Raw genomic sequence first — 17970 nt, forward strand, 5'->3', positions numbered from 1 at the left:
CTGCGATAGCGGTTGAGCAGTCAATATTGATCTGACTGACACAGCGTTATCACGGGCAAGCCGGCTCCCACAGGATTAGGCCTGCAGGTAACGCATCACCGACTCACAAATCATCTCCCGATGCCGCTGTTTAACCACCTCATCCGACAGCTCGATCTGAAAGATCTCACTGAACGTATGGCGATTGGACACCCGGTAAAAGCTGAAGGAGTTGATCAACAGATGCACGTCCAAAGGGTTCAACCCTTGGCGAAACAACCCCATCTCAGCCCCCCGACGCAACGTGGCGCCGAGCCCTTCGAGAATATTGCTGTTCATCGCTTTGATCGAATCCGAGCGCTTTACGTACTCGGCGTTGTTGATGTTTTCGATGCTGACGATGCGCACGAAATCCACATTCTGGTCATGGTGATCAAAGGTGAATTCCACCAGCCGACGAATCGCTTCGCGCGGCTCCAGGGCGGTAAGGTTCATGCGGGTTTCGGTGTTACGAATGTCGCCGTAGAGCTTCTCCAGCACCTCGACGTACAACTGCTCCTTGCTGCCGAAGTAGTAATAGATCATGCGTTTGGAGGTGTGGATGCGCTCGGCGATCGCATCCACGCGAGCGCCGGCCAAGCCCTGCTGGACAAACTCGACGATGGCTTCCTGGAGGATGTTTTCGCGGGTCTTTTCCGGGTTGTTCTTACGACTCTTGCGCGGTGCGTCTGACACAGCGGAGAGGTCGGGGGTCAGGGTCATGGTGCGCTCACGGCCATTTTTGTTGTGCAGGCCGCGATTATGGGCCGAGGCGCTCCCCGAAGGAAGCACCTCGCCGCGTCGTCATAACCGCGCCTGGCGCACCGCGCCACTGCGTGATTTGGCCATCGCCGCCAGGCGCACCGCCACGTTGGCCGCGCCGTACCCGGCATAGCCGTTTTTACGCTGGATGATCTCGAAGAAAAACCGCCCCTCAAATGGCTCGGTGTACACGTGAAACAACTCACCGCCCTGGGCATCACGGTCGTACAGCACGTTGTAGTACGCCAGCTCGCTGAGGAATGCGTCGTCGAAATCGAACCGAGCCGCCAGGTCGTCGTAGTAATTGAGCGGGATATCCAGCAACGGCACGCCCGCCGCTTTGGCCCGGCTGACTTCGGCAAAAATATCCGCGCAGTCGAAGGCAATGTGGTGCACGCCCGAGCCGCGATAGCTCGACAGCGCGTGGGAAATGGCGGTGTTGCGGTTCTCGGAAATATTCAGCGGCAGGCGGATCGAGCTGCAACGGCTGCGCAGCGCACGGCTTTTGACCAGGCCGTAAGGGTCGGGCAGCACCACTTCGTCATCCGCTTCGAAATCCAACAGGCTCTTGTAGAACAGCACCCAGCTGTCGAGGCTGTCGGCCGGCAGCGCCATGGCCATGTGGTCGATGCGTAGCAGCCCGCCGCTTGAGGCGTTGGCCGGTTGCAAGTTGAAGTCGGTGTCGTACAGCCCGCCTTCGCTTTGGTCTACCAGGTAAATCAGGCTGCCGTCCGGCGCACGCACGGCGGCCAGTTCCAGCTCATTGGGCCCGACCAGGCCGCGATAAGGCTGACCTTTGTAGGCCACCGCCCGCTGCAACGCCTTGGCGCTGTCCTTGACCCGAATCGCGGTGGCGCACAACGACGGCCCGTGGGCTTCGAAGAAGTTGTGGGCAAAGGAATAGGGTTCACAGTTAAGGATCAGGTTGATATCGCCCTGGCGCAACAGGCTCACGCTCTTGGAGCGGTGCTGCCCAGCCTTGACGAAACCCAGGCGCTCCAGCCATTGCGTGAGCTTGGCGCCAAGGTTTTCATCCACGGCAAACTCAAGGAATTCGATGCCGTCGTATTCGCTGGCGGCGGGCGTATCAAACAGGATGTCGACGGGGTGAGCGGGCGCTTCCTGCTTCAAGCGCTGGCGGGTTTTCTCTTCCAGGTACAACAGCGAACGCAAGCCATCGGCTGCATTCGCCCGCGTCGGTGCCGCGCGGAAGCCATCATTGAAAATTTCCAGGGACAACGGCCCGGTGTAACCACTCTGGATGATCGGCGCCAGGAACCCCGCCAGGTCGAATTCGCCCTGCCCCGGGAAGCAGCGGAAATGCCGGCTCCACTCCAGCACATCCATGGCCAGGATCGGCGCATCGGCCATTTGCACAAAGAAGATTTTGTCGCCGGGAATCTGTGCGATCCCACTTGGGTCGCCCTTGAGCGACAGCGTGTGGAAGCTGTCGAGCAACACACCCAGGCTCGGGTGGTCGATCTGACGAACCAGGTTCCACACCTGTTGCCAGGTGTTCACATGCTTGCCCCAGGCCAGCGCTTCATAGCCAATTCGCAGGCCACGGCGGCCGGCGTGTTCGGCCAACAGGCTAAGATCATCGAGCAAAATGCGCTCATCGCCGACGCAATCAGCCGAGGCGTTGCTGCACACCAGCACCAGGTCGGTGCCCAGTTCCTGCATCAGGTCAAACTTGCGCTCGGCGCGCTCCAGGTTGCGCGCCAGGCGGTCGCGGCGGCAGCCTTCAAAGTCGCGAAACGGTTGGAACAAGGTGATGGCGATGCCGAGGTCGGCGCACATTTGCCTAACTTCCCGGGGGCTGCCGTCGTAATACAGCAGATCGTTTTCGAAGATTTCCACGCCATCAAACCCGGCGGCGGCGATGGCTTCGAGTTTTTCCGGCAGGGTTCCACTCAAAGAAACGGTGGCAATGGAGCGTTGCATGGGGCGACTCCCGGCATATGAAGCTCGTCTTATTTACGGCAAATTATTCGCCGCTAAATTGTTCACAGCAATTGAAATGTACGAACCGGTTAGTTTTATGGGCGATTATCGAACAAAATGACCCCCAGTGAATTGACGAGTTTTTAACCACTGCGCACCATCGACTACGCAGCCTCATAGAAAAAAAGACCCAGAACACACCATAAAAATTTCAAAAAACGGGTACAACCTCATGCCTTCGCAAACTCCCAACGTGGCCGGGCGCCACAGCAATCCGCACGCCGGCATCGGCGACAAAATCCGCGGCGCCATGGCCGTGGGCAAGACGCGCTGGGGCATGCTGGCCTTGGTGTTCTTCGCCACCACCCTGAACTACATCGACCGCGCCGCCCTGGGCGTGATGCAACCGATCCTGGCCAAGGAAATGAGCTGGACGGCGATGGACTACGCCAACATCAACTTCTGGTTCCAGGTCGGCTACGCCATCGGCTTTGTGCTGCAAGGCCGGCTGATTGATCGAGTCGGCGTAAAGCGCGTGTTCTTCTGCGCGGTGCTGCTGTGGAGCCTGGCCACCGGCGCCCACGGCCTGGCCACGTCGGCCGTAGGCTTTATGGTGTGCCGCTTTATCCTCGGGCTGACGGAAGCCGCCAACTACCCGGCCTGCGTCAAGACCACGCGGCTGTGGTTCCCGGCCGGTGAGCGTGCAGTGGCCACCGGTATCTTCAACGCCGGCACCAATGTGGGCGCGATGATGACGCCGATGCTGCTGCCGCTGATCCTCCACGTGTGGGGCTGGCAGGCGGCGTTCCTGGGCATGGCATCGCTGGGCGGGATCTGGCTAATCTTCTGGGGCTTGAAATACTACAACCCGGAAGACCATCCCACGGTCAAACAAAGCGAACTGGAGTATCTGCAACAGGAAGTCGAACCGGAACAACCGAGCGTCCCCTTCAGCCGAATCCTACGCATGCGCGGCACCTGGGCCTTCGCCATCGCCTACTCTCTGACCGCGCCGGTGTTCTGGTTCTACCTGTACTGGCTGCCACCGTTTCTGAACCAGCAATACAACCTGGGCATTAACGTGACCCAGATGGGCATCCCACTGATCATCATTTACCTGACAGCCGACTTCGGCAGCGTGGGTGGGGGGATTCTGTCGTCGTTCCTGATCGGCCGTGGGATGAATCCGATCAAGGCGCGGCTGTTGTCGATGCTGCTGTTCGCCTGCTGCATCGTCGGCGTGATCATGGCGGCCGGTTCCAGCCAACTGTGGGTCGCGGTGTTTGCCATCTCCCTGGCCATCGGCGCACACCAGGCCTGGACCGCCAATATCTGGAGCCTGGTGATGGACTACACGCCCAAACACATGATGAGCACGGTGTTCGGTTTCGGCGGCATGTGTGCGGCCATCGGCGGCATGTTCATGACCCAGATCGTCGGCCATATCCTCACGGTCACGAACAACAATTACACCGTGCTGTTCACCCTGATCCCGGCGATGTACTTCACTGCGCTGATCTGGATGTACTTCATGGCGCCGCGCAAGATTCCTACCGTCGACCTGTGATTCAACGCCGCCGCTGCTGCCAGGCAGCGGCCAACCCGCTCATGCAGATCACCCCGATGCCGACCACCGTGGTCAAGTCGGGGGTATGGTTGAACACCAGCCAGCCCAACAACCCCGCAAACACGATCTGGCAGTAGCCGAACGGCGCCAGCAAAGCCGGCGCCGCGAAGCGGAAGGCCTGGGTCAACATCAAGTGGGCGGTCATCCCGCACGTGCCCAGCGCCAGCATCAGCACGCCATGCCACACCGTGGGCAACTGCCAGAAGAACGGCACCATCGCACTCATCACCAAGGTATTGCACAGGCCGGCGAAAAAGTTGCTGGTGGTGGGCGTGTCGTATTGGCTGAGGATGCGCGTGAGTAACTGGTAGAAGCAGAAGAACAGCGCCGAACACAGCGGCAGCAGCACCGCAGGCGTGAACAGCTCACCGCCGGGGTGGATGATGATCAGCACCCCGACAAACCCGCAGATCACCGCCAGCCATTGGCCACGCGTCACGTGTTCACCGAGCAAGGGCACCGACAGCGCCGTCACCAGGATCGGCGCCAGGAAGTTCACCGCCGTGGCTTCCGCCAACGGGATGAAATGCAGCGCCGCGGTAAAAAACAGGCTGGTGCCCAGCAGGCACAACGCCCGCACCACCTGCATGCCCGGCCGCTTGCTGCGCAGCACGCGCAAGCCTGATTGCGGCAGGAAAATGCCGGCCATCAACAGGGTGTGCACCAGGTAACGCGCCCACACCACCATCACAATCGGGTAGAACCCGGCTAAGTATTTGGACAAGGCGTCATGGCTGGAAAAAAGGAATGTCGCCACCACAATCAGCAGAATGCCTTTGAAGGGATGGTTGACGCCGGAAAGAGGTGTGCTGACAGTCATTGAATTCTCTTGCATGGCGGGTTGAACCCAGAGCACTGAACGCGGCGGCGCTCAACCCGGTAATCTAGCAGCCGGGCCTACGTGCGCCCCAAGAGCATAACCAAACACCGTGCGAACAGCGCACTAAATCACGGGATTTGAGTCCAACGCTGCACGTTCACCCGTGCGTTGCACACTTTTTAACCAAGGCCTTGCTGCTATGAAAAAAACACTCTTTGTGCTTTCTGCCCTCGCCCTGCTCACCGCTTGTAACCAAGAGCCCAAGGAAGCGCCCAAACCCGCTCCGGCCTCGGTGCAAGCCACCCTGGTACCGGCCACCCCGCCCACCGACAAATGGGTCGGCAAGTGGATCGGTGTCGAAGGCCTGAACCTGACCATCGCCAAAGACGACAGCATCGGCCGTGGCCATTACCTTTTAACCATGCAATACGGCCTCGACGCCGACGACTCCGGCGCCTTCAAGGGTGAAGCCAACGAAGACGGCATCGCCTTTACCCGCCCGGACGGCCCGCAGCAGTTGAGCGCCGGCGACGGTGAAGCCACCGGCCTGAAATGGCTGGCGGATAAAAAGGATTGCCTGATCGTCGACACCGGCGAAGGTTACTGCCGCGACTGACTAGGCGTTGCTGACACAACGTTCATCTGGCGCCCCTGCCTGCACGGCCTGACAGCAGCGATACTAGGTAACTCTCGTCTCTTGTCGGACAGCCGGGCTGGCGCCATTCAAACGCACCAACAACACTGCTCTTAGAAAAGTGAGCACAGGATCAACGAGAGGATTGCCCCATGCTATGGAAAAAAGGCCGACGCAGCGACAACGTGGTAGATGCCCGCGATGACAGTGGCGGCGGTGGTGGTGGCGGCATGCGGTTTGGCGGCGGCAAGGGCCTGAGCCTCACGGCCATCGTGCTGATCGTCGGGATTGGCTGGCTGACCGGGCAGGACCCGTTGCAGATCCTCGGCCAGTTGACCGGCCAGGTGGAGCAAGCGCCCTCGGTAAGCACGCAATCGCGCCAGGCCCCACCGGCCAACGATGAGCAGGCCGATTTTGTACGCGCGGTACTGGGCGATACCGAGGACACCTGGGGCCAGGTGTTCAAGGAAAACGGGTTGGCCTACAAGAACCCGAAACTGATTTTGTTCCGTGGCCGGGTGAATTCCGCCTGCGGTGGCGCCACCTCGGCCAGCGGCCCGTTTTACTGCCCGGCTGACCAACAAGTGTATTTGGACCTGGATTTCTTCCGGGAAATGTCGCAACGCTTCCAGGCCGCCGGCGATTTCGCCCAGGCCTACGTGATCGCCCACGAAGTCGGGCACCACGTGCAAACGCTGCTGGGCATCTCGGCCAAGATTCAAGCCGCGCGCCAACAGGGCCGGCAGATGCAAGGCGACGGCGGCCTGCTGGTGCGCCAGGAACTGCAAGCCGACTGCTTCGCCGGGGTGTGGGCCAACCGTGCGCAAAAACGCCTGAACTGGCTGGAGCCCGGCGATATTGAAGAAGCACTGAATGCTGCCAACGCCATCGGTGATGACCGTTTGCAGCAACAGGGTCAGGGCCGCGTAGTGCCGGATTCGTTTACCCACGGTACCTCGGCACAGCGGGTTCGCTGGTTCAAGACCGGCTTCGCCCAGGGCCAGATCACTCAATGCGACACGTTTACAGCGAAGAGTCTTTAGATGAATAAACGATTGGGATTGCTGTTCGGCTTGATGATTGCCTGTTCCTCCTCCACCTGGGCCGCCGAGAAAGAGCATGGCGTCAAGGTGGTCAGCCCCGATCGTTTTCACCTGGATGCCGGCGACCTCAGCCTGGGTTTGAGCCAAGACTGGAACCAGCCACTGCCCAACGTCACCCGCGCGCTGATCATCGTGCACGGCCGCCTGCGTAACGCACAGACCTACCTGCAAAGCGGCGAAGATGCAGCCGAACACGCCGGGGTTGCTGCCAATACCCTGGTGATCGCGCCGCAGTTTCTCAATGAGTCAGACATAAAGCGCAACCACCTGGGCAATCAGGTGCTGCGCTGGAATGGCAATGGCTGGATGGCCGGCGAGCCGTCCACCGGCCCAGGCCAGGTCAGTTCCTACGGCGCGCTCGACCAGATCATCAAGCACCTGGGCAACCGCAAACTGTTCCCGGCGCTGAAACAAATCGTAGTCGCCGGCCACTCCGGCGGCGGCCAAGTGGTGCAGCGTTTCGCCCTCACCGGCCACGACCACCCGATGCTGCAAACCGAAGGCATCAGCCTGCGTTACGTGGTGGCCAATCCATCGTCCTACGCCTACTTCAGCCCACAGCGCCCGGTGAAATTCGACGCGGCCAGTTGCCCAGGCTTCAACGACTGGAAGTACGGCATGCAAAACCTGCCGGACTACGCCAAGGGCCAGAGTGCCCAGCAGCTTGAGCGGGCTTACGTGTCACGCGACATCACCTACCTGCTCGGCCAGCAAGACACCGACCCCAACCACCCGGCCCTGGATAAAAGCTGCGAAGCCGAAACCCAGGGCGCGTATCGGTTGATTCGTGGGCACAACTATTTTGACTACCTCAAAGCGCGCCATCCGCAACTGACCCAGAAGCTGGTGGAAGTGCCGAGGGTTGGGCATGACGGGGATGGGATGTTTACTTCGTCTGAGGGCGAGAAAGCGTTGTTCCCGAAGTAAAAATAGCTGACGAAACCGGAGCAAAATGTGGGAGAGGGCTTGCTCGCTCCCACATTGGTTTTGTGGTGTTTGGTTTAAATCATCTGGCGCAGCACCGCGCAATCCGCCGCATGCCAATCCGCCAACTCGGGCCACGGGTTCTCCGGCAAGTTAACCAATACCGTCTTGGCCCCTGCCGCCCGGCCACAATCCAGGTCAAAGCGGTAATCCCCGACCATCACCATCGCATCGGGAGAAACATCCCAAGCTTCCGCCAATTTCAACAATCCATCCGGATCCGGCTTGGGCGGCGCATCATCGCGGCCCAATACGTCTTCGATGGCAAAGCAATCCGCCAGGCCAATCGCTTCCAGGGTGATATGCGCCAACTCCCGCGCATTGCGGGTCAGGATGCCCAGGCGATAACCGCGCCCAGCCAGCTCGCGCACCAACTCCACCGCACCCACAGCGGCAACCGAACCGAGCGCCAGCTCGCGCTCATGCTCAAGCAGCCAGGCATGCTTGGCCGCCGCCACCTCAGCCGGCAACGCTGCCAAATGGGTGAGAATCTCGTCCTCGGGTGGGATCTCCAAGGCCACGCGGATCGCTGCAAAGTCATGCACGGCCACCGTGAGGGTGCCGTCCATATCAAATACCCAATGCGTTACGTCCGACAGGCTCATGCCCAATCCTTGCGATGGCGAATCAACCCTTCCTGGGTCACCGACGCCACCAGTTGCCCGGCGCGGTTGTACACGCTGCCGCGCGAGAAACCGCGCGAGTTACCGGCCCACGGGCTGTCCATGGCGTACAGCAACCAGTCGTCGGCGCGCAGGTCGGCGTGGAACCACAGCGCGTGGTCGAGGCTGGCGACCTGCATGTCTTTCTGCCACACGGTCTTGCCATGGGGCAGCAGCGAGGTGGTCAACAAGCCGAAGTCCGAGGCGTAGGCCAGCAGGTATTTATGCAGCGCCGGTGAGTCGGCCAGGGCGCCGTCGGCACGAAACCACACGTACTTCACCGGGTCGGACGGCTGCGGGTTGTACGGGTCTTTCTCGGTGACCGGGCGCACTTCGATCGGCTTGGGGCACAGCAGTTTTTCACGCATGTGCTCCGGGATCAGGTGCGCACGCTGCTTGGTCAGCTCCAGCTCCGACGGCAGGTTTTCCGGGCCGACCACCACGGGCATGGTGGTCTGGTGCTCAAAGCCTTGTTCGTCGTACTGGAACGAGGTGGTGCAGGTAAAAATCGGGTTGCCCTTCTGTATCGCCGTGACGCGGCGCGTGCTGAAACTGCCGCCATCGCGCACGCGGTCCACCGAATACACCACCGGCAACGAAGCGTCGCCCGGACGTAGGAAATAGCCATGCAGGGAGTGAACATGCCGCGCTGCTTCTACGGTCTGGCTGGCGGCCGACAGCGACTGGCCGAGCACCTGGCCGCCGAACAGTTGGCGAAAGCCCAGGTCCTGGCTGCGGCCGCGAAAGAGGTTTTCCTCGATCGGCTCCAGGGTCAGCAAGTCCACCAGATCTTCCAATACTTGGCTCATAGAGCAACTCCTACAACAATCGATAGGGCATTCCGGGCTGCTTATCCGTGCAGCGTGTCCAACCATTGGGCGCGGGTGATGCGGTACAAAACATGATGGCGCAGCGGGTCATCGGCTGCGACCTTGGGGTGTTCAAAATCTGCCTGCGGATCGTAATGCATACCGATGGCCTGCATGACTTTTTGTGATGGCAGATTGGTTTCGGTGGTAAAGGCGAGGATCTCATCCAATTGCAACCGGTCGAAACCACAGCGCAGCGCAGTCCAGGCCGCTTCACTGGCGTAACCCAGGCCCCAATGCTCGCGGGCCAGGCGCCAGCCAATTTCTACCGCCGGGGTAAAGTCTGCTTCAAAGCTCACATTCAGCAGCCCGGTCAGGCCAATAAATTCGCCGGTGTCCTTGCGCTGCAAGGCCCACAGGCCAAAGCCGTATTCGGCGAAATGCCCGCGAATCCGGCCGATCAGCGCGGCGCTTTCCAGGTGGTTGAGCTTGGCCGGGAAATAACGCATCACCTGCGGGTCGGCGCACATGCGTGCAAATTCCGGCAAGTCGCTGTCGCGCCATTGGCGCATCAGCAAGCGTGCGCTTTCCAATTCCAGTATCGGCTCCATGGGTCCCCTCCCTTGCCATGTGCGTGAGTGTACAGCGCTGGTAAGATCCTTCGCAGGTTCCCGTCAGAAAATCCCATGCCCTTGCCCTTGATCTACCACGATGACTACAGCCCCGAGTTCCCGGCGGACCACCGGTTCCCGATGGACAAGTTTCGCCTGTTGCGCGACCACTTGGTGGACAGCGGCCTGACCGAGGACGGCCAATTGCTGCGCCCCGAGCTGTGCCCGGCAGAGATTCTGGCCCTGGCGCATGAACCTGGGTATATCGAACGCTACATGAGCGGCGCGTTGTCCCGTGAAGACCAGCGGCGCCTCGGTCTACCCTGGAACGAGGCCCTGGCCCGGCGCACCGTGCGCGCGGTCGGCGGCTCGATACTGGCCGCCGAACAAGCGCTGGAACACGGCTTAGCCTGCCACTTGGCCGGCGGCACCCACCACGCCCACTACGACTACCCCGCCGGCTTTTGCATCTTCAATGACTTGGCGGTGATCAGCCATTACCTGCTGGCCAGCGGGCGGGTCAACCGCGTGTTGATCTTCGACTGCGACGTGCACCAGGGCGATGGCACCGCACGCATCCTCCACGACACGCCGGATGCCATCACCGTGTCGCTGCATTGCGAAAAGAACTTCCCCGCGCGCAAAGCCCAGAGCGACTGGGACATCCCGCTGCCCATGGGCATGGGCGATGCCGATTACCTTAAAGTCGTGGACGATGCGCTCAACTACCTACTGCCGCTCTACCAACCCGACCTGGTGCTGTACGACGCCGGCGTTGATGTGCATAAAGATGACGCCCTCGGTTACCTCAAGCTGACAGACGCAGGCGTCGCCGCCCGTGATGAAAGCGTGATGCGCCACTGCCTGGGTCGCGACATTCCGGTGATGGGCGTGATCGGCGGCGGCTACAGCAAAGACCGCCCTGCCCTGGCCCGCCGCCACGGCATCCTGCACCACAGCGCACAACGGGTATGGACGTCATCAGGTTGTCATTGAACTGTGCGCGTTACCCACAATGCCTGTGGAACGGCCTGTGGATAACTTGAGCGTAAGGGCCTGAAAGCGAGTAGCCATATGGCCTGTAGGAAAGTGTACGTTTTTTGATCAGGCAGCTCCGCCGTCGTCGGGTAGAATGCTCGGCCTATTCAGCGACCGTAGCCTTGCCCATGCCTCAGCACCCTGCTCATCACGTCACTATCATCGGCGGCGGCCCCGCCGGGCTGATGGCCGCTGAAGTCTTGAGCCAGGCGGGCGTGCGGGTGGAGCTGTATGACGGCATGCCGTCAGTGGGGCGCAAATTCCTGCTGGCGGGCGTGGGCGGCATGAACATTACCCACTCCGAAGCGTACCCGGCCTTTCTGTCGCGCTACGCCGAACGCGCACCGCAGATGGCGCCGTTGCTGCGCGCGTTCGGCGCCGAAGCGTTGTGCGAGTGGATTCATGGTTTGGGCATTCAAACCTTTGTCGGCACCTCTGGGCGCGTCTTTCCTACCGACATGAAAGCCGCCCCGCTGCTGCGCGCCTGGCTCAAGCGCCTGCGCGATCAAGGCGTGGTTATCCACACCCGGCATCGCTGGCTGGGCTGGACAGCGGACGGCGGTTTACTTATCCACAGCCCGGACGGCGAAAAAACTGTGCACAGCGATGCCGTGTTGCTGGCGTTGGGCGGCGGCAGCTGGTCGCGTCTGGGCTCCGACGGCGCCTGGCTCAAAGTGCTGGAAGACAAAGGCGTGCCCTACACCCCACTGCAACCGAGCAATTGCGGCTTCGAGGTGTCGGCCTGGAGCGAATTGATGGTGAGCAAATTCGCCGGGGCGCCGTTGAAAAACGTCGCCATTGGCCTGGCGGATGACAAACCTCGGCTGGGGGAATGTGTGGTCACGGTCACCGGGATCGAGGGCAGTTTGATCTACGCACTGTCGGCGCCGATTCGTGAAACGATCAACCGCAACGGCTCGGCCACGGTGCATATCGACCTGCTGCCGAGCAAGCCGCTGGATAAAGTCCAGGCAGCATTGGCCAAGGCGCGTGGCTCACGCTCAATGAGCAAGCACTTGCACAGTCAGTTGGGGTTGGATGGGGTGAAGGCGGCGCTGTTGCGTGAACTGGCGCCCGCCGAGCACTTCAATGATCCGGCGCAGTTGGCGGTGGACATCAAGGCGCTGCCGCTGACACTGGTGAAGACACGGCCGATGGATGAGGCAATCAGCACGGCGGGTGGTGTGCCATTTGAGGCACTGGATGAGCGGTTGATGCTCAAGCAATTGCCCGGCGTGTTTTGTGCCGGGGAGATGCTGGATTGGGAAGCGCCGACAGGCGGGTATTTGCTGACGGGGTGTTTTGCCAGCGGGCGGGCGGCCGGGCGAAGCGTTCTAGAGTGGCTGGCCTCGACCCACTCAGCAATAGAACGCCTTTAAGGCGTTATCAACCCCGGTAAATGTTCCGCCGTTTGTTGATAACGCTCAATCTCCGGAGCGCACCCACACTTGATTTCATCGCAAGGGTTGCTTCAGGCCACCACGGAAAAACCGCACACCTGAGTTCCCGTCCCTACGCGCATCTATAACGACCGTGCGCACCCTCTGCTCAACCTCCTGCAAAGCGTTGAGCAAATGCTCATCCACAGGAAATCGTTGTACTTCCCCCGCCGCAGACCGTTGAGGGGGTGGCCGGTAGACTTCCTCTAACGCTTCACGCTCTAAATCATCACATTCGCTACCTAATCTCACCCTGTACACCTTCCACTATTACGGGATTCTACCCACCTGACTGAGGAGAAAGAACACTTTCACCCACATGATCAATTGGGTGTGAGACCGTATTTATAAACCGTGTAACTCGCACCAAACGAGGTTTCCAGCGCTTTAAGCTTGGGCGCACCCGGCCCCAGTAGCTTTTCCAACTTAGCGATATAGTCAGCCTGTGCCTTGAAGGGTTCTTCACCGTCGTCGTAGGCTACGGCGGCTTCTTTCTGATAGTCACTGTGCAGTTTTCGGTACTCGCTTAACGCAGCGCCTCTCAAGTCATTATACGTTTCTTGATTAGTCCGCTTCTGTTCGGGCGAGATATCAAAATAACTTTCCACATGGTCTATGTACTTCCTGTATTCGCGAAAAGCGGGATAAAGAGCCCCCGACGCCAAATGCGCTTTCACTCCGACGAACAGCTCACTGGCTTTTTTTTCTGCGCTTTCAAGTTCGGCGGCATTCGCCGCTTTACTTCTTCTCGCTTCAATAACACCTACGCCGGCGCCTGCAACCAGTGCGCCACCGATTACAACGGCCAAAAAAGGAACTAGAAATACAGCCATACTCACCTCTCCATTTAATTCAATACTTACAATCCATTTCATGGCGCCACTCAAAGTGATCAGTAACGCCAAGCGCTCTAACTCTCTGAAATCTATAACCCAACAAAATATTACCGAGCGACAATAAGACGCTCACGTTACTGGCCAGGCGCCCATCACTGGCCACACAGCACTTCGACAAAAAAATGAATGGCGTATACCAGGCACCCTAATGACTGACGGCCTATTTATCGACAATAAACAGTGACTTCTTTTTACGCGGCAGACAGGGAAGCGCTTGGGCAAAGCTCATTGAGCCATCACTCACGAGGCACCTGACATCAATCGTACAGCGAGACCTTGGGATTCAACCGTTCATAATGTTCCACTTCCTTGCGTAAGAAAGTATCTTCTTTAGGTAGAACAGCCTTCAATTTCTCTATGTATTCGTAGTGGGCATTGGAGCGTTCAAAAGGTTCGTCCTTCAAGTCCTCTTCTTTGGCTTTGAACTCACGACTCAGGGCCAGCCCTTTGGCCTGGGCTTTAAAAGTTAGATTATCAAGCATCCTGCCTAACATCTTCTCGTCCTCAGGCGCTACCGACCCACGCAGCCTATTCAAATCAATATACTCTTTGAGCGCATTGATCGCTTGCGCAAACTCCCCTTTCGCAAAATGCCGCTTATACTTGTTGAAGGCATGGTCCAAACGAGGTTCAAACGACTTCCACTCCTTTGCCTTATTTTCCGCTGTATTTTTCTTACCGGCCTCAACTTCCCCCCATATAAACAACCCCGTAAGCGCAGCCGCAACAGGAATAAGAGCCATATAAAAATCCTCGCCGTAAGCACATCGTTAGTTTTAAGCCTACGACATCAGTGGCCTGCGAAAGCTCAAAGTTCCGAATACTTACAGGGTGAACCATGACTAAAAATTTCTACACGCAAAGAAACAAATCAATAAACTTAAACAGTTACAAACCTATCGCCGCGACACTTTCTATCGGGTCGAGTGAGCGGCATTGCACCGCTCACTTAGCTCACCAAGCCTTCGTTAATTAACGAAAACTTACTTCTTCTTACGTGGCCCCGTATTAAAAACAGGCACTTTACGCACCGGTTTAATCGACGGTTCCGACGGCGCCACTTCGCCACTGTCCACCCACTTACCCAAATTGCGCTTACCGCCGCCACCGGACGCCTTAGGTTTCTTCGGTTTTTTCGGCTTCTTCACCACTTGCCCACTGGCATCGGTGTCCGGCACGCGGTGCTCAGGCTCAAAGTCCGGCTCCATCTTGCGGGTCAGTGTCTGACGCGTGAGCATCTCGATGGCCGACAGCATGTTCACCTCATCGGCGCACACCAGCGAAATTGCCTCGCCGGTGTTGCCCGCGCGGCCAGTACGGCCGATACGGTGGATGTAGTCCTCAGCCACGATCGGCAAGTCAAAGTTGACCACCATCGGCAAGTCTTCAATGTCCAAACCACGGGCCGCCACGTCGGTGGCCACCAGAATCTGCACGTCGCTGGATTTGAAACGGTCCAGTGCGCGCTGGCGGGTCGCTTGGGGTTTGTCGCCGTGGATGCCGTCAGCATTGATGCCCAGGCCCTGCAACTTATCCACCAGCGCATCCACGCCGTTACGGGTCTTGGCGAACACCAGCACCTGCTTCCAGCGGCCTTTGCGCATCAGGTGCACAAACAGCTCCGCCTTGCGCTTCTTGTCCACCGGCACCACCCACTGCTTCACGGTGTTGGCGGCGACGTTGCGCGGGCTGACTTCGACGGTCAGCGGGTCGTTGAGCATCTGCCCGGCCAGCAGGCGGATTTCATCGGAGAAGGTCGCGGAGAACAGCAAGGTCTGGCGCTTTTTCGGCAGCATGCGGTAGATGTTCGCCAGTTCTTCCGAGAAGCCCAGGTCGAGCATGCGGTCGGCTTCGTCCAGCACCAGGGTTTGCAGCTGGTTGAGTTTCAGCGCGTTCTGGCGGAACAGGTCGATCAGGCGGCCAGGCGTGGCGACCAGAATGTCGACGCCCTTGCGCAGCTTCATCATCTGCGGGTTGATGCTCACGCCGCCGTACACGGCGTAAGTGGTCAGCGGCAGGTGTTGGGCGTATTCGGCGACGCTGGCGTGAACCTGCTCGGCCAGCTCGCGGGTCGGGCACAGGATCAGCGCACGCGCCGAGTTGGCGGCGACTTTCGGCCCTTCCATCGTCAGCAATTGCAGGAGCGGCAGGGCGAAACCTGCGGTCTTGCCGGTGCCGGTCTGGGCCGCGGCCATCAGGTCGCGACCGGCCAGCACCGCCGGAATGGCTTGCGCCTGCACCGGCGTCGGGGTCTGGTAGCCAAGCGTCTCAAGGGCGCGCAGCAAGGGTTCGATCAGGCCAAGGGTGGCGAAAGTCATGTGTTTACCGTAGGAAAAATTCAGCGCAAGTCGCAATTGCGCCGCAGTTTACCTTATTTCCGGCTTGGGCTTGGGCTTGCGCCACTGAGGCAGGCTGATCAATAGCACCGCGCTGATGATCACCAGCATGGCCAAGGCTTCTTCCATGCCGATGGTCTCGCCGACGAACACAATCCCCAACAACACCGCCACCGCAGGGTTCACATAGGCATAACTGGTCGCTGCCGCCGGGCGCACATGCTTGAGCAAATACATATAAGCATTGAAGGCGATGATCGAGCCGAACACGGCCAGATACGCCAAAGCGAGCCAGCCCTCAATCGGCGGGATGGAATGCAGTCGCTCACCGGTCAGCGCACTGCCCACCAGCAACAAGACACCGGCAATGATCATCTCGGCCGCGCTGGCCATGGCGCCCGGCGGCAGCGGCAAATGCCGGCTCCACACCGAGCCGAAGGCCCAGGAGGCCGCGGCAAACAGCAACAACATCGCACCGGTTGGGCTCGATTGCAGGTTTGAGCCCATGTTGAGCATGGCAATGCCGATAATCCCCAGCACCACCCCGGCCCACTCCAGGCGGGTATTGCGCGCGCCCCAGAAATAGCCGCACAACAAGGTGAACAACGGCACCGTCGCCACCGCCAGTGCGGCCACACCCGAGGCAACGCCCGTGTGCTCGGCCACCGTCACCGCGCCATTACCAAAGGTCAGCAGCAAAACGCCGATCTTGGCGGCGGCCTTCCACTGCACCCACGTCGGCGCAGGTGCGCCGCGCCAGCGCAAAAAGCCATACATGGCCAACCCCGCCACCAGGAATCGAATCCCGCCCAGCATCAGCGGCGGCCAGTACTCAACACCGATTCGAATCACCAGGTAGGTAGAACCCCAGATCACATACAGCGCAAAAAAAGCGGCGATCAACGGCAAGGGAAAGCGACGTGGGCCAGGCATTGGGTAGCTCTGCGGCAGGAAATTGGAGGCTTATTCTAGAAAGGCAGCCCGATAAACTTAAGTTACAAAACCTGTTTAAAGCGCCCATACACTTTTCAAAACATGGTTATGAACGCTATAACCCGTGTATTCGAAAGCCACGCGCAAATGGAGCCTTATCATGGACAAATACGACCGCATGCTCCTCAGCGCCCTGCTCAAGGATGGCCGCGCGTCCTACGCCGAACTGGCTCGCACCGTAAACCTCTCCGCCCCCGCCGTGGCTGAACGCGTGGCCAAGCTTGAGGCCAGCGGCGTGATCACCGGGTATCAGGCCAAGGTGGACCTGTCCAAAATCGGCTTGCCGATCCAGTGCGTCATCGAACTGAGGCTGACCAACCATGGCAGCCAGAAGGTGTACGACGCCCTGGCTGAAATCCCCGAGCTGACCGAGTGCCACCGGGTGACGGGCGACCCATGCGTGATCATGCAGGCGGCGGTGGGCTCGATGCCGGAATTGGAGAATTTGATTAATCGGATCGCGAAGTTTGGGTTCAGCAAGACCTCGATCATCCTCTCAAGCGCGATAGAGCGACGGGTGCCGTTGGGGCAGTTGGAGGGGAACGGGAAAAATGGTGGCTGAACGATCGTTCCCACGCTCTGCGTGGGAATGCCGCCCTGGACGCTCTTGAAGTCGTGACGCGGAGCGTCACAGGAGGCGTTCCCACGCAGAGCGTGGGAACGATCATCGCAAGGTTTAGAACCCGCGATGCTTCTTCAGGTGTTCATTGATCTTCGCCGCCGGCACTTTCTGCAAGGTGCACAGCAGGTCGTGGGACAGTTCGCGCAACCCATGCGTACCGCGCAATTGCTCGGCCAGGTGCGCCGTGAGGTTGGCCGCCATTTCCGCATCCGCCATCGCCCGGTGAGCCTTGCCGGTGTGGGGCAGTTGGGCGTAGCTGTTGAGGGTGCCGAGCTTGTGGTTCGGCGCCGCCGGCATCAGGCGACGGGCCAATAACAGAGAGCAGGCGAATTTTTGCAGACGGGTGCGGCGGATCAGGCCCAGTTCGAAGTCCCAGAACTTCTGGTCGAACGCGGCGTTGTGCGCCAGCAGTGGCGTGGTGCCGACGAATTCGTTGACTTCGTTCATCACCCGCTCGGCCGGTGGCGCGCTGCGCAACATGGCGTTGCTGATGCCGGTGAGTTGCTCGATAAAGCCCGGCACGCGCACGCCTGCATTCATCAGGCTCTGGTAGCGGTCCACGATTTGGCCACGCTCGAGGATAACCACCGCGATTTCCGTGGCCCGGCAGTGGTTGCTCGGGGTGATGCCGGTGGTTTCAAAGTCGATGACCGCTATACGTTCCAAACCTGT

General features: G+C 59.7%; 18 protein-coding genes. 7 read left to right on the forward strand and 11 right to left on the reverse strand.

From position 1 onward, the window contains the following. Positions 1-75 precede the first annotated feature (75 nt). Both K0P33_RS28185 and quiC read right to left on the reverse strand, forming a co-directional pair. Complete coding sequence (locus tag K0P33_RS28185) at positions 76-741, reverse strand: TetR/AcrR family transcriptional regulator (protein ID WP_094951690.1); 666 nt, start codon at positions 739-741, stop codon at positions 76-78. Between the two features lie 81 nt (positions 742-822). Continuing rightward, on the reverse strand, positions 823-2724 hold the full coding sequence (quiC, locus tag K0P33_RS28190) for a 3-dehydroshikimate dehydratase QuiC (RefSeq protein WP_094951667.1): 1902 nt from the start codon (positions 2722-2724) through the stop codon (positions 823-825). A 232-nt stretch (positions 2725-2956) separates the two neighbouring features. Between quiC and K0P33_RS28195 the strand changes: the two genes are divergently transcribed. Then, complete coding sequence (locus K0P33_RS28195; protein WP_094951666.1) at positions 2957-4291, forward strand: MFS transporter; 1335 nt, start codon at positions 2957-2959, stop codon at positions 4289-4291. A 1-nt stretch (position 4292) separates the two neighbouring features. Here K0P33_RS28195 and K0P33_RS28200 read toward each other — a convergent pair whose 3' ends face one another. Next, positions 4293-5171 carry a DMT family transporter gene (locus K0P33_RS28200; RefSeq protein ID WP_094951665.1) on the reverse strand — a complete coding sequence of 293 codons (879 nt, stop codon included), beginning with the start codon at positions 5169-5171 and terminating at the stop codon, positions 4293-4295. A 199-nt stretch (positions 5172-5370) separates the two neighbouring features. On the opposite strand from K0P33_RS28200, the gene K0P33_RS28205 reads away from it, so the two are divergent. From K0P33_RS28205 to K0P33_RS28215, 3 genes are all read left to right on the forward strand, one after another. Further along, the gene (locus tag K0P33_RS28205) at positions 5371-5787 is read left to right on the forward strand and encodes a membrane lipoprotein lipid attachment site-containing protein (RefSeq protein WP_242152821.1); all 417 of its coding nucleotides are present in this window, start codon (positions 5371-5373) and stop codon (positions 5785-5787) included. A 170-nt stretch (positions 5788-5957) separates the two neighbouring features. Further along, positions 5958-6848, forward strand: coding sequence for a neutral zinc metallopeptidase (locus K0P33_RS28210; protein WP_094951664.1), 891 nt, complete (start codon positions 5958-5960; stop codon positions 6846-6848). After that, positions 6849-7835, forward strand: a complete 987-nt coding sequence (locus K0P33_RS28215; protein ID WP_242152824.1) for an alpha/beta hydrolase — start codon at positions 6849-6851, stop codon at positions 7833-7835. It abuts the gene before it with no gap. 74 nt (positions 7836-7909) lie between these two features. Here K0P33_RS28215 and K0P33_RS28220 read toward each other — a convergent pair whose 3' ends face one another. Genes K0P33_RS28220 through K0P33_RS28230 form a run of 3 tightly spaced genes read right to left on the reverse strand, consistent with a single transcriptional unit; the run spans position 7910 to position 9974 of the window. Continuing rightward, positions 7910-8497, reverse strand: coding sequence for an HAD-IA family hydrolase (locus K0P33_RS28220; RefSeq protein WP_242152827.1), 588 nt, complete (start codon positions 8495-8497; stop codon positions 7910-7912). Next, positions 8494-9363 (reverse strand): acyl-CoA thioesterase II, encoded by an 870-nt coding sequence (gene tesB, locus K0P33_RS28225; protein ID WP_094951661.1) that lies wholly within the window; start codon positions 9361-9363, stop codon positions 8494-8496. Before tesB ends, K0P33_RS28220 begins: the two co-directional genes overlap by 4 nt. Positions 9364-9404: 41 nt before the next feature. Further along, positions 9405-9974, reverse strand: coding sequence for a GNAT family N-acetyltransferase (locus K0P33_RS28230; protein WP_094951660.1), 570 nt, complete (start codon positions 9972-9974; stop codon positions 9405-9407). A 75-nt stretch (positions 9975-10049) separates the two neighbouring features. Here K0P33_RS28230 and K0P33_RS28235 point away from each other — a divergent pair, with 75 nt between their 5' ends. Then, the gene (locus K0P33_RS28235; protein WP_094951659.1) at positions 10050-10970 is read left to right on the forward strand and encodes a histone deacetylase; all 921 of its coding nucleotides are present in this window, start codon (positions 10050-10052) and stop codon (positions 10968-10970) included. Positions 10971-11140: 170 nt separating this feature from the next. After that, positions 11141-12391 carry a TIGR03862 family flavoprotein gene (locus K0P33_RS28240; protein WP_242152830.1) on the forward strand — a complete coding sequence of 417 codons (1251 nt, stop codon included), beginning with the start codon at positions 11141-11143 and terminating at the stop codon, positions 12389-12391. A 383-nt stretch (positions 12392-12774) separates the two neighbouring features. On the opposite strand, the gene K0P33_RS28245 is transcribed toward K0P33_RS28240, so the two are convergent. The 4 genes from K0P33_RS28245 to yedA all read right to left on the reverse strand — a co-directional run bounded on the left by K0P33_RS28245 (position 12775) and on the right by yedA (position 16616). Next, positions 12775-13356, reverse strand: coding sequence for a hypothetical protein (locus K0P33_RS28245; RefSeq protein ID WP_242152833.1), 582 nt, complete (start codon positions 13354-13356; stop codon positions 12775-12777). Positions 13357-13604: 248 nt separating this feature from the next. Then, a complete protein-coding gene (locus tag K0P33_RS28250) occupies positions 13605-14090 on the reverse strand; it encodes a hypothetical protein (RefSeq protein WP_242152836.1) in 486 nt (161 codons plus the stop codon). A 240-nt stretch (positions 14091-14330) separates the two neighbouring features. Further along, a complete protein-coding gene (locus K0P33_RS28255) occupies positions 14331-15665 on the reverse strand; it encodes a DEAD/DEAH box helicase (RefSeq protein ID WP_094953636.1) in 1335 nt (444 codons plus the stop codon). Between the two features lie 48 nt (positions 15666-15713). Next, positions 15714-16616, reverse strand: a complete 903-nt coding sequence (yedA, locus tag K0P33_RS28260) for a drug/metabolite exporter YedA (RefSeq protein WP_094953635.1) — start codon at positions 16614-16616, stop codon at positions 15714-15716. Positions 16617-16776: 160 nt separating this feature from the next. Here yedA and K0P33_RS28265 point away from each other — a divergent pair, with 160 nt between their 5' ends. Next, the gene (locus tag K0P33_RS28265) at positions 16777-17238 is read left to right on the forward strand and encodes an Lrp/AsnC family transcriptional regulator (protein WP_094953634.1); all 462 of its coding nucleotides are present in this window, start codon (positions 16777-16779) and stop codon (positions 17236-17238) included. A gap of 114 nt (positions 17239-17352) precedes the next feature. On the opposite strand, the gene K0P33_RS28270 is transcribed toward K0P33_RS28265, so the two are convergent. Beyond that, positions 17353-17964 carry a 3'-5' exonuclease gene (locus K0P33_RS28270; RefSeq protein WP_094953633.1) on the reverse strand — a complete coding sequence of 204 codons (612 nt, stop codon included), beginning with the start codon at positions 17962-17964 and terminating at the stop codon, positions 17353-17355. Between the last annotated feature and the right edge of the window lie 6 nt (positions 17965-17970).

The organism is Pseudomonas sp. ArH3a, assembly GCF_022648765.1.
Lineage (GTDB): Bacteria > Pseudomonadota > Gammaproteobacteria > Pseudomonadales > Pseudomonadaceae > Aquipseudomonas.

Excerpts from the sequence above, each read along its gene's own strand:
- K0P33_RS28185 (WP_094951690.1), bottom strand. The coding sequence starts at position 741 with ATGACCCTGACCCCCGACCTCTCCGCTGTGTCAGACGCACCGCGCAAG.
- quiC (WP_094951667.1), bottom strand. The coding sequence starts at position 2,724 with ATGCAACGCTCCATTGCCACCGTTTCTTTGAGTGGAACCCTGCCGGAA.
- K0P33_RS28195 (WP_094951666.1), top strand. The coding sequence starts at position 2,957 with ATGCCTTCGCAAACTCCCAACGTGGCCGGGCGCCACAGCAATCCGCAC.
- K0P33_RS28200 (WP_094951665.1), bottom strand. The coding sequence starts at position 5,171 with ATGACTGTCAGCACACCTCTTTCCGGCGTCAACCATCCCTTCAAAGGC.
- K0P33_RS28205 (WP_242152821.1), top strand. The coding sequence starts at position 5,371 with ATGAAAAAAACACTCTTTGTGCTTTCTGCCCTCGCCCTGCTCACCGCT.
- K0P33_RS28210 (WP_094951664.1), top strand. The coding sequence starts at position 5,958 with ATGCTATGGAAAAAAGGCCGACGCAGCGACAACGTGGTAGATGCCCGC.
- K0P33_RS28215 (WP_242152824.1), top strand. The coding sequence starts at position 6,849 with ATGAATAAACGATTGGGATTGCTGTTCGGCTTGATGATTGCCTGTTCC.
- K0P33_RS28220 (WP_242152827.1), bottom strand. The coding sequence starts at position 8,497 with ATGAGCCTGTCGGACGTAACGCATTGGGTATTTGATATGGACGGCACC.
- tesB (WP_094951661.1), bottom strand. The coding sequence starts at position 9,363 with ATGAGCCAAGTATTGGAAGATCTGGTGGACTTGCTGACCCTGGAGCCG.
- K0P33_RS28230 (WP_094951660.1), bottom strand. The coding sequence starts at position 9,974 with ATGGAGCCGATACTGGAATTGGAAAGCGCACGCTTGCTGATGCGCCAA.
- K0P33_RS28235 (WP_094951659.1), top strand. The coding sequence starts at position 10,050 with ATGCCCTTGCCCTTGATCTACCACGATGACTACAGCCCCGAGTTCCCG.
- K0P33_RS28240 (WP_242152830.1), top strand. The coding sequence starts at position 11,141 with ATGCCTCAGCACCCTGCTCATCACGTCACTATCATCGGCGGCGGCCCC.
- K0P33_RS28250 (WP_242152836.1), bottom strand. The coding sequence starts at position 14,090 with ATGGCTCTTATTCCTGTTGCGGCTGCGCTTACGGGGTTGTTTATATGG.
- K0P33_RS28255 (WP_094953636.1), bottom strand. The coding sequence starts at position 15,665 with ATGACTTTCGCCACCCTTGGCCTGATCGAACCCTTGCTGCGCGCCCTT.
- yedA (WP_094953635.1), bottom strand. The coding sequence starts at position 16,616 with ATGCCTGGCCCACGTCGCTTTCCCTTGCCGTTGATCGCCGCTTTTTTT.
- K0P33_RS28265 (WP_094953634.1), top strand. The coding sequence starts at position 16,777 with ATGGACAAATACGACCGCATGCTCCTCAGCGCCCTGCTCAAGGATGGC.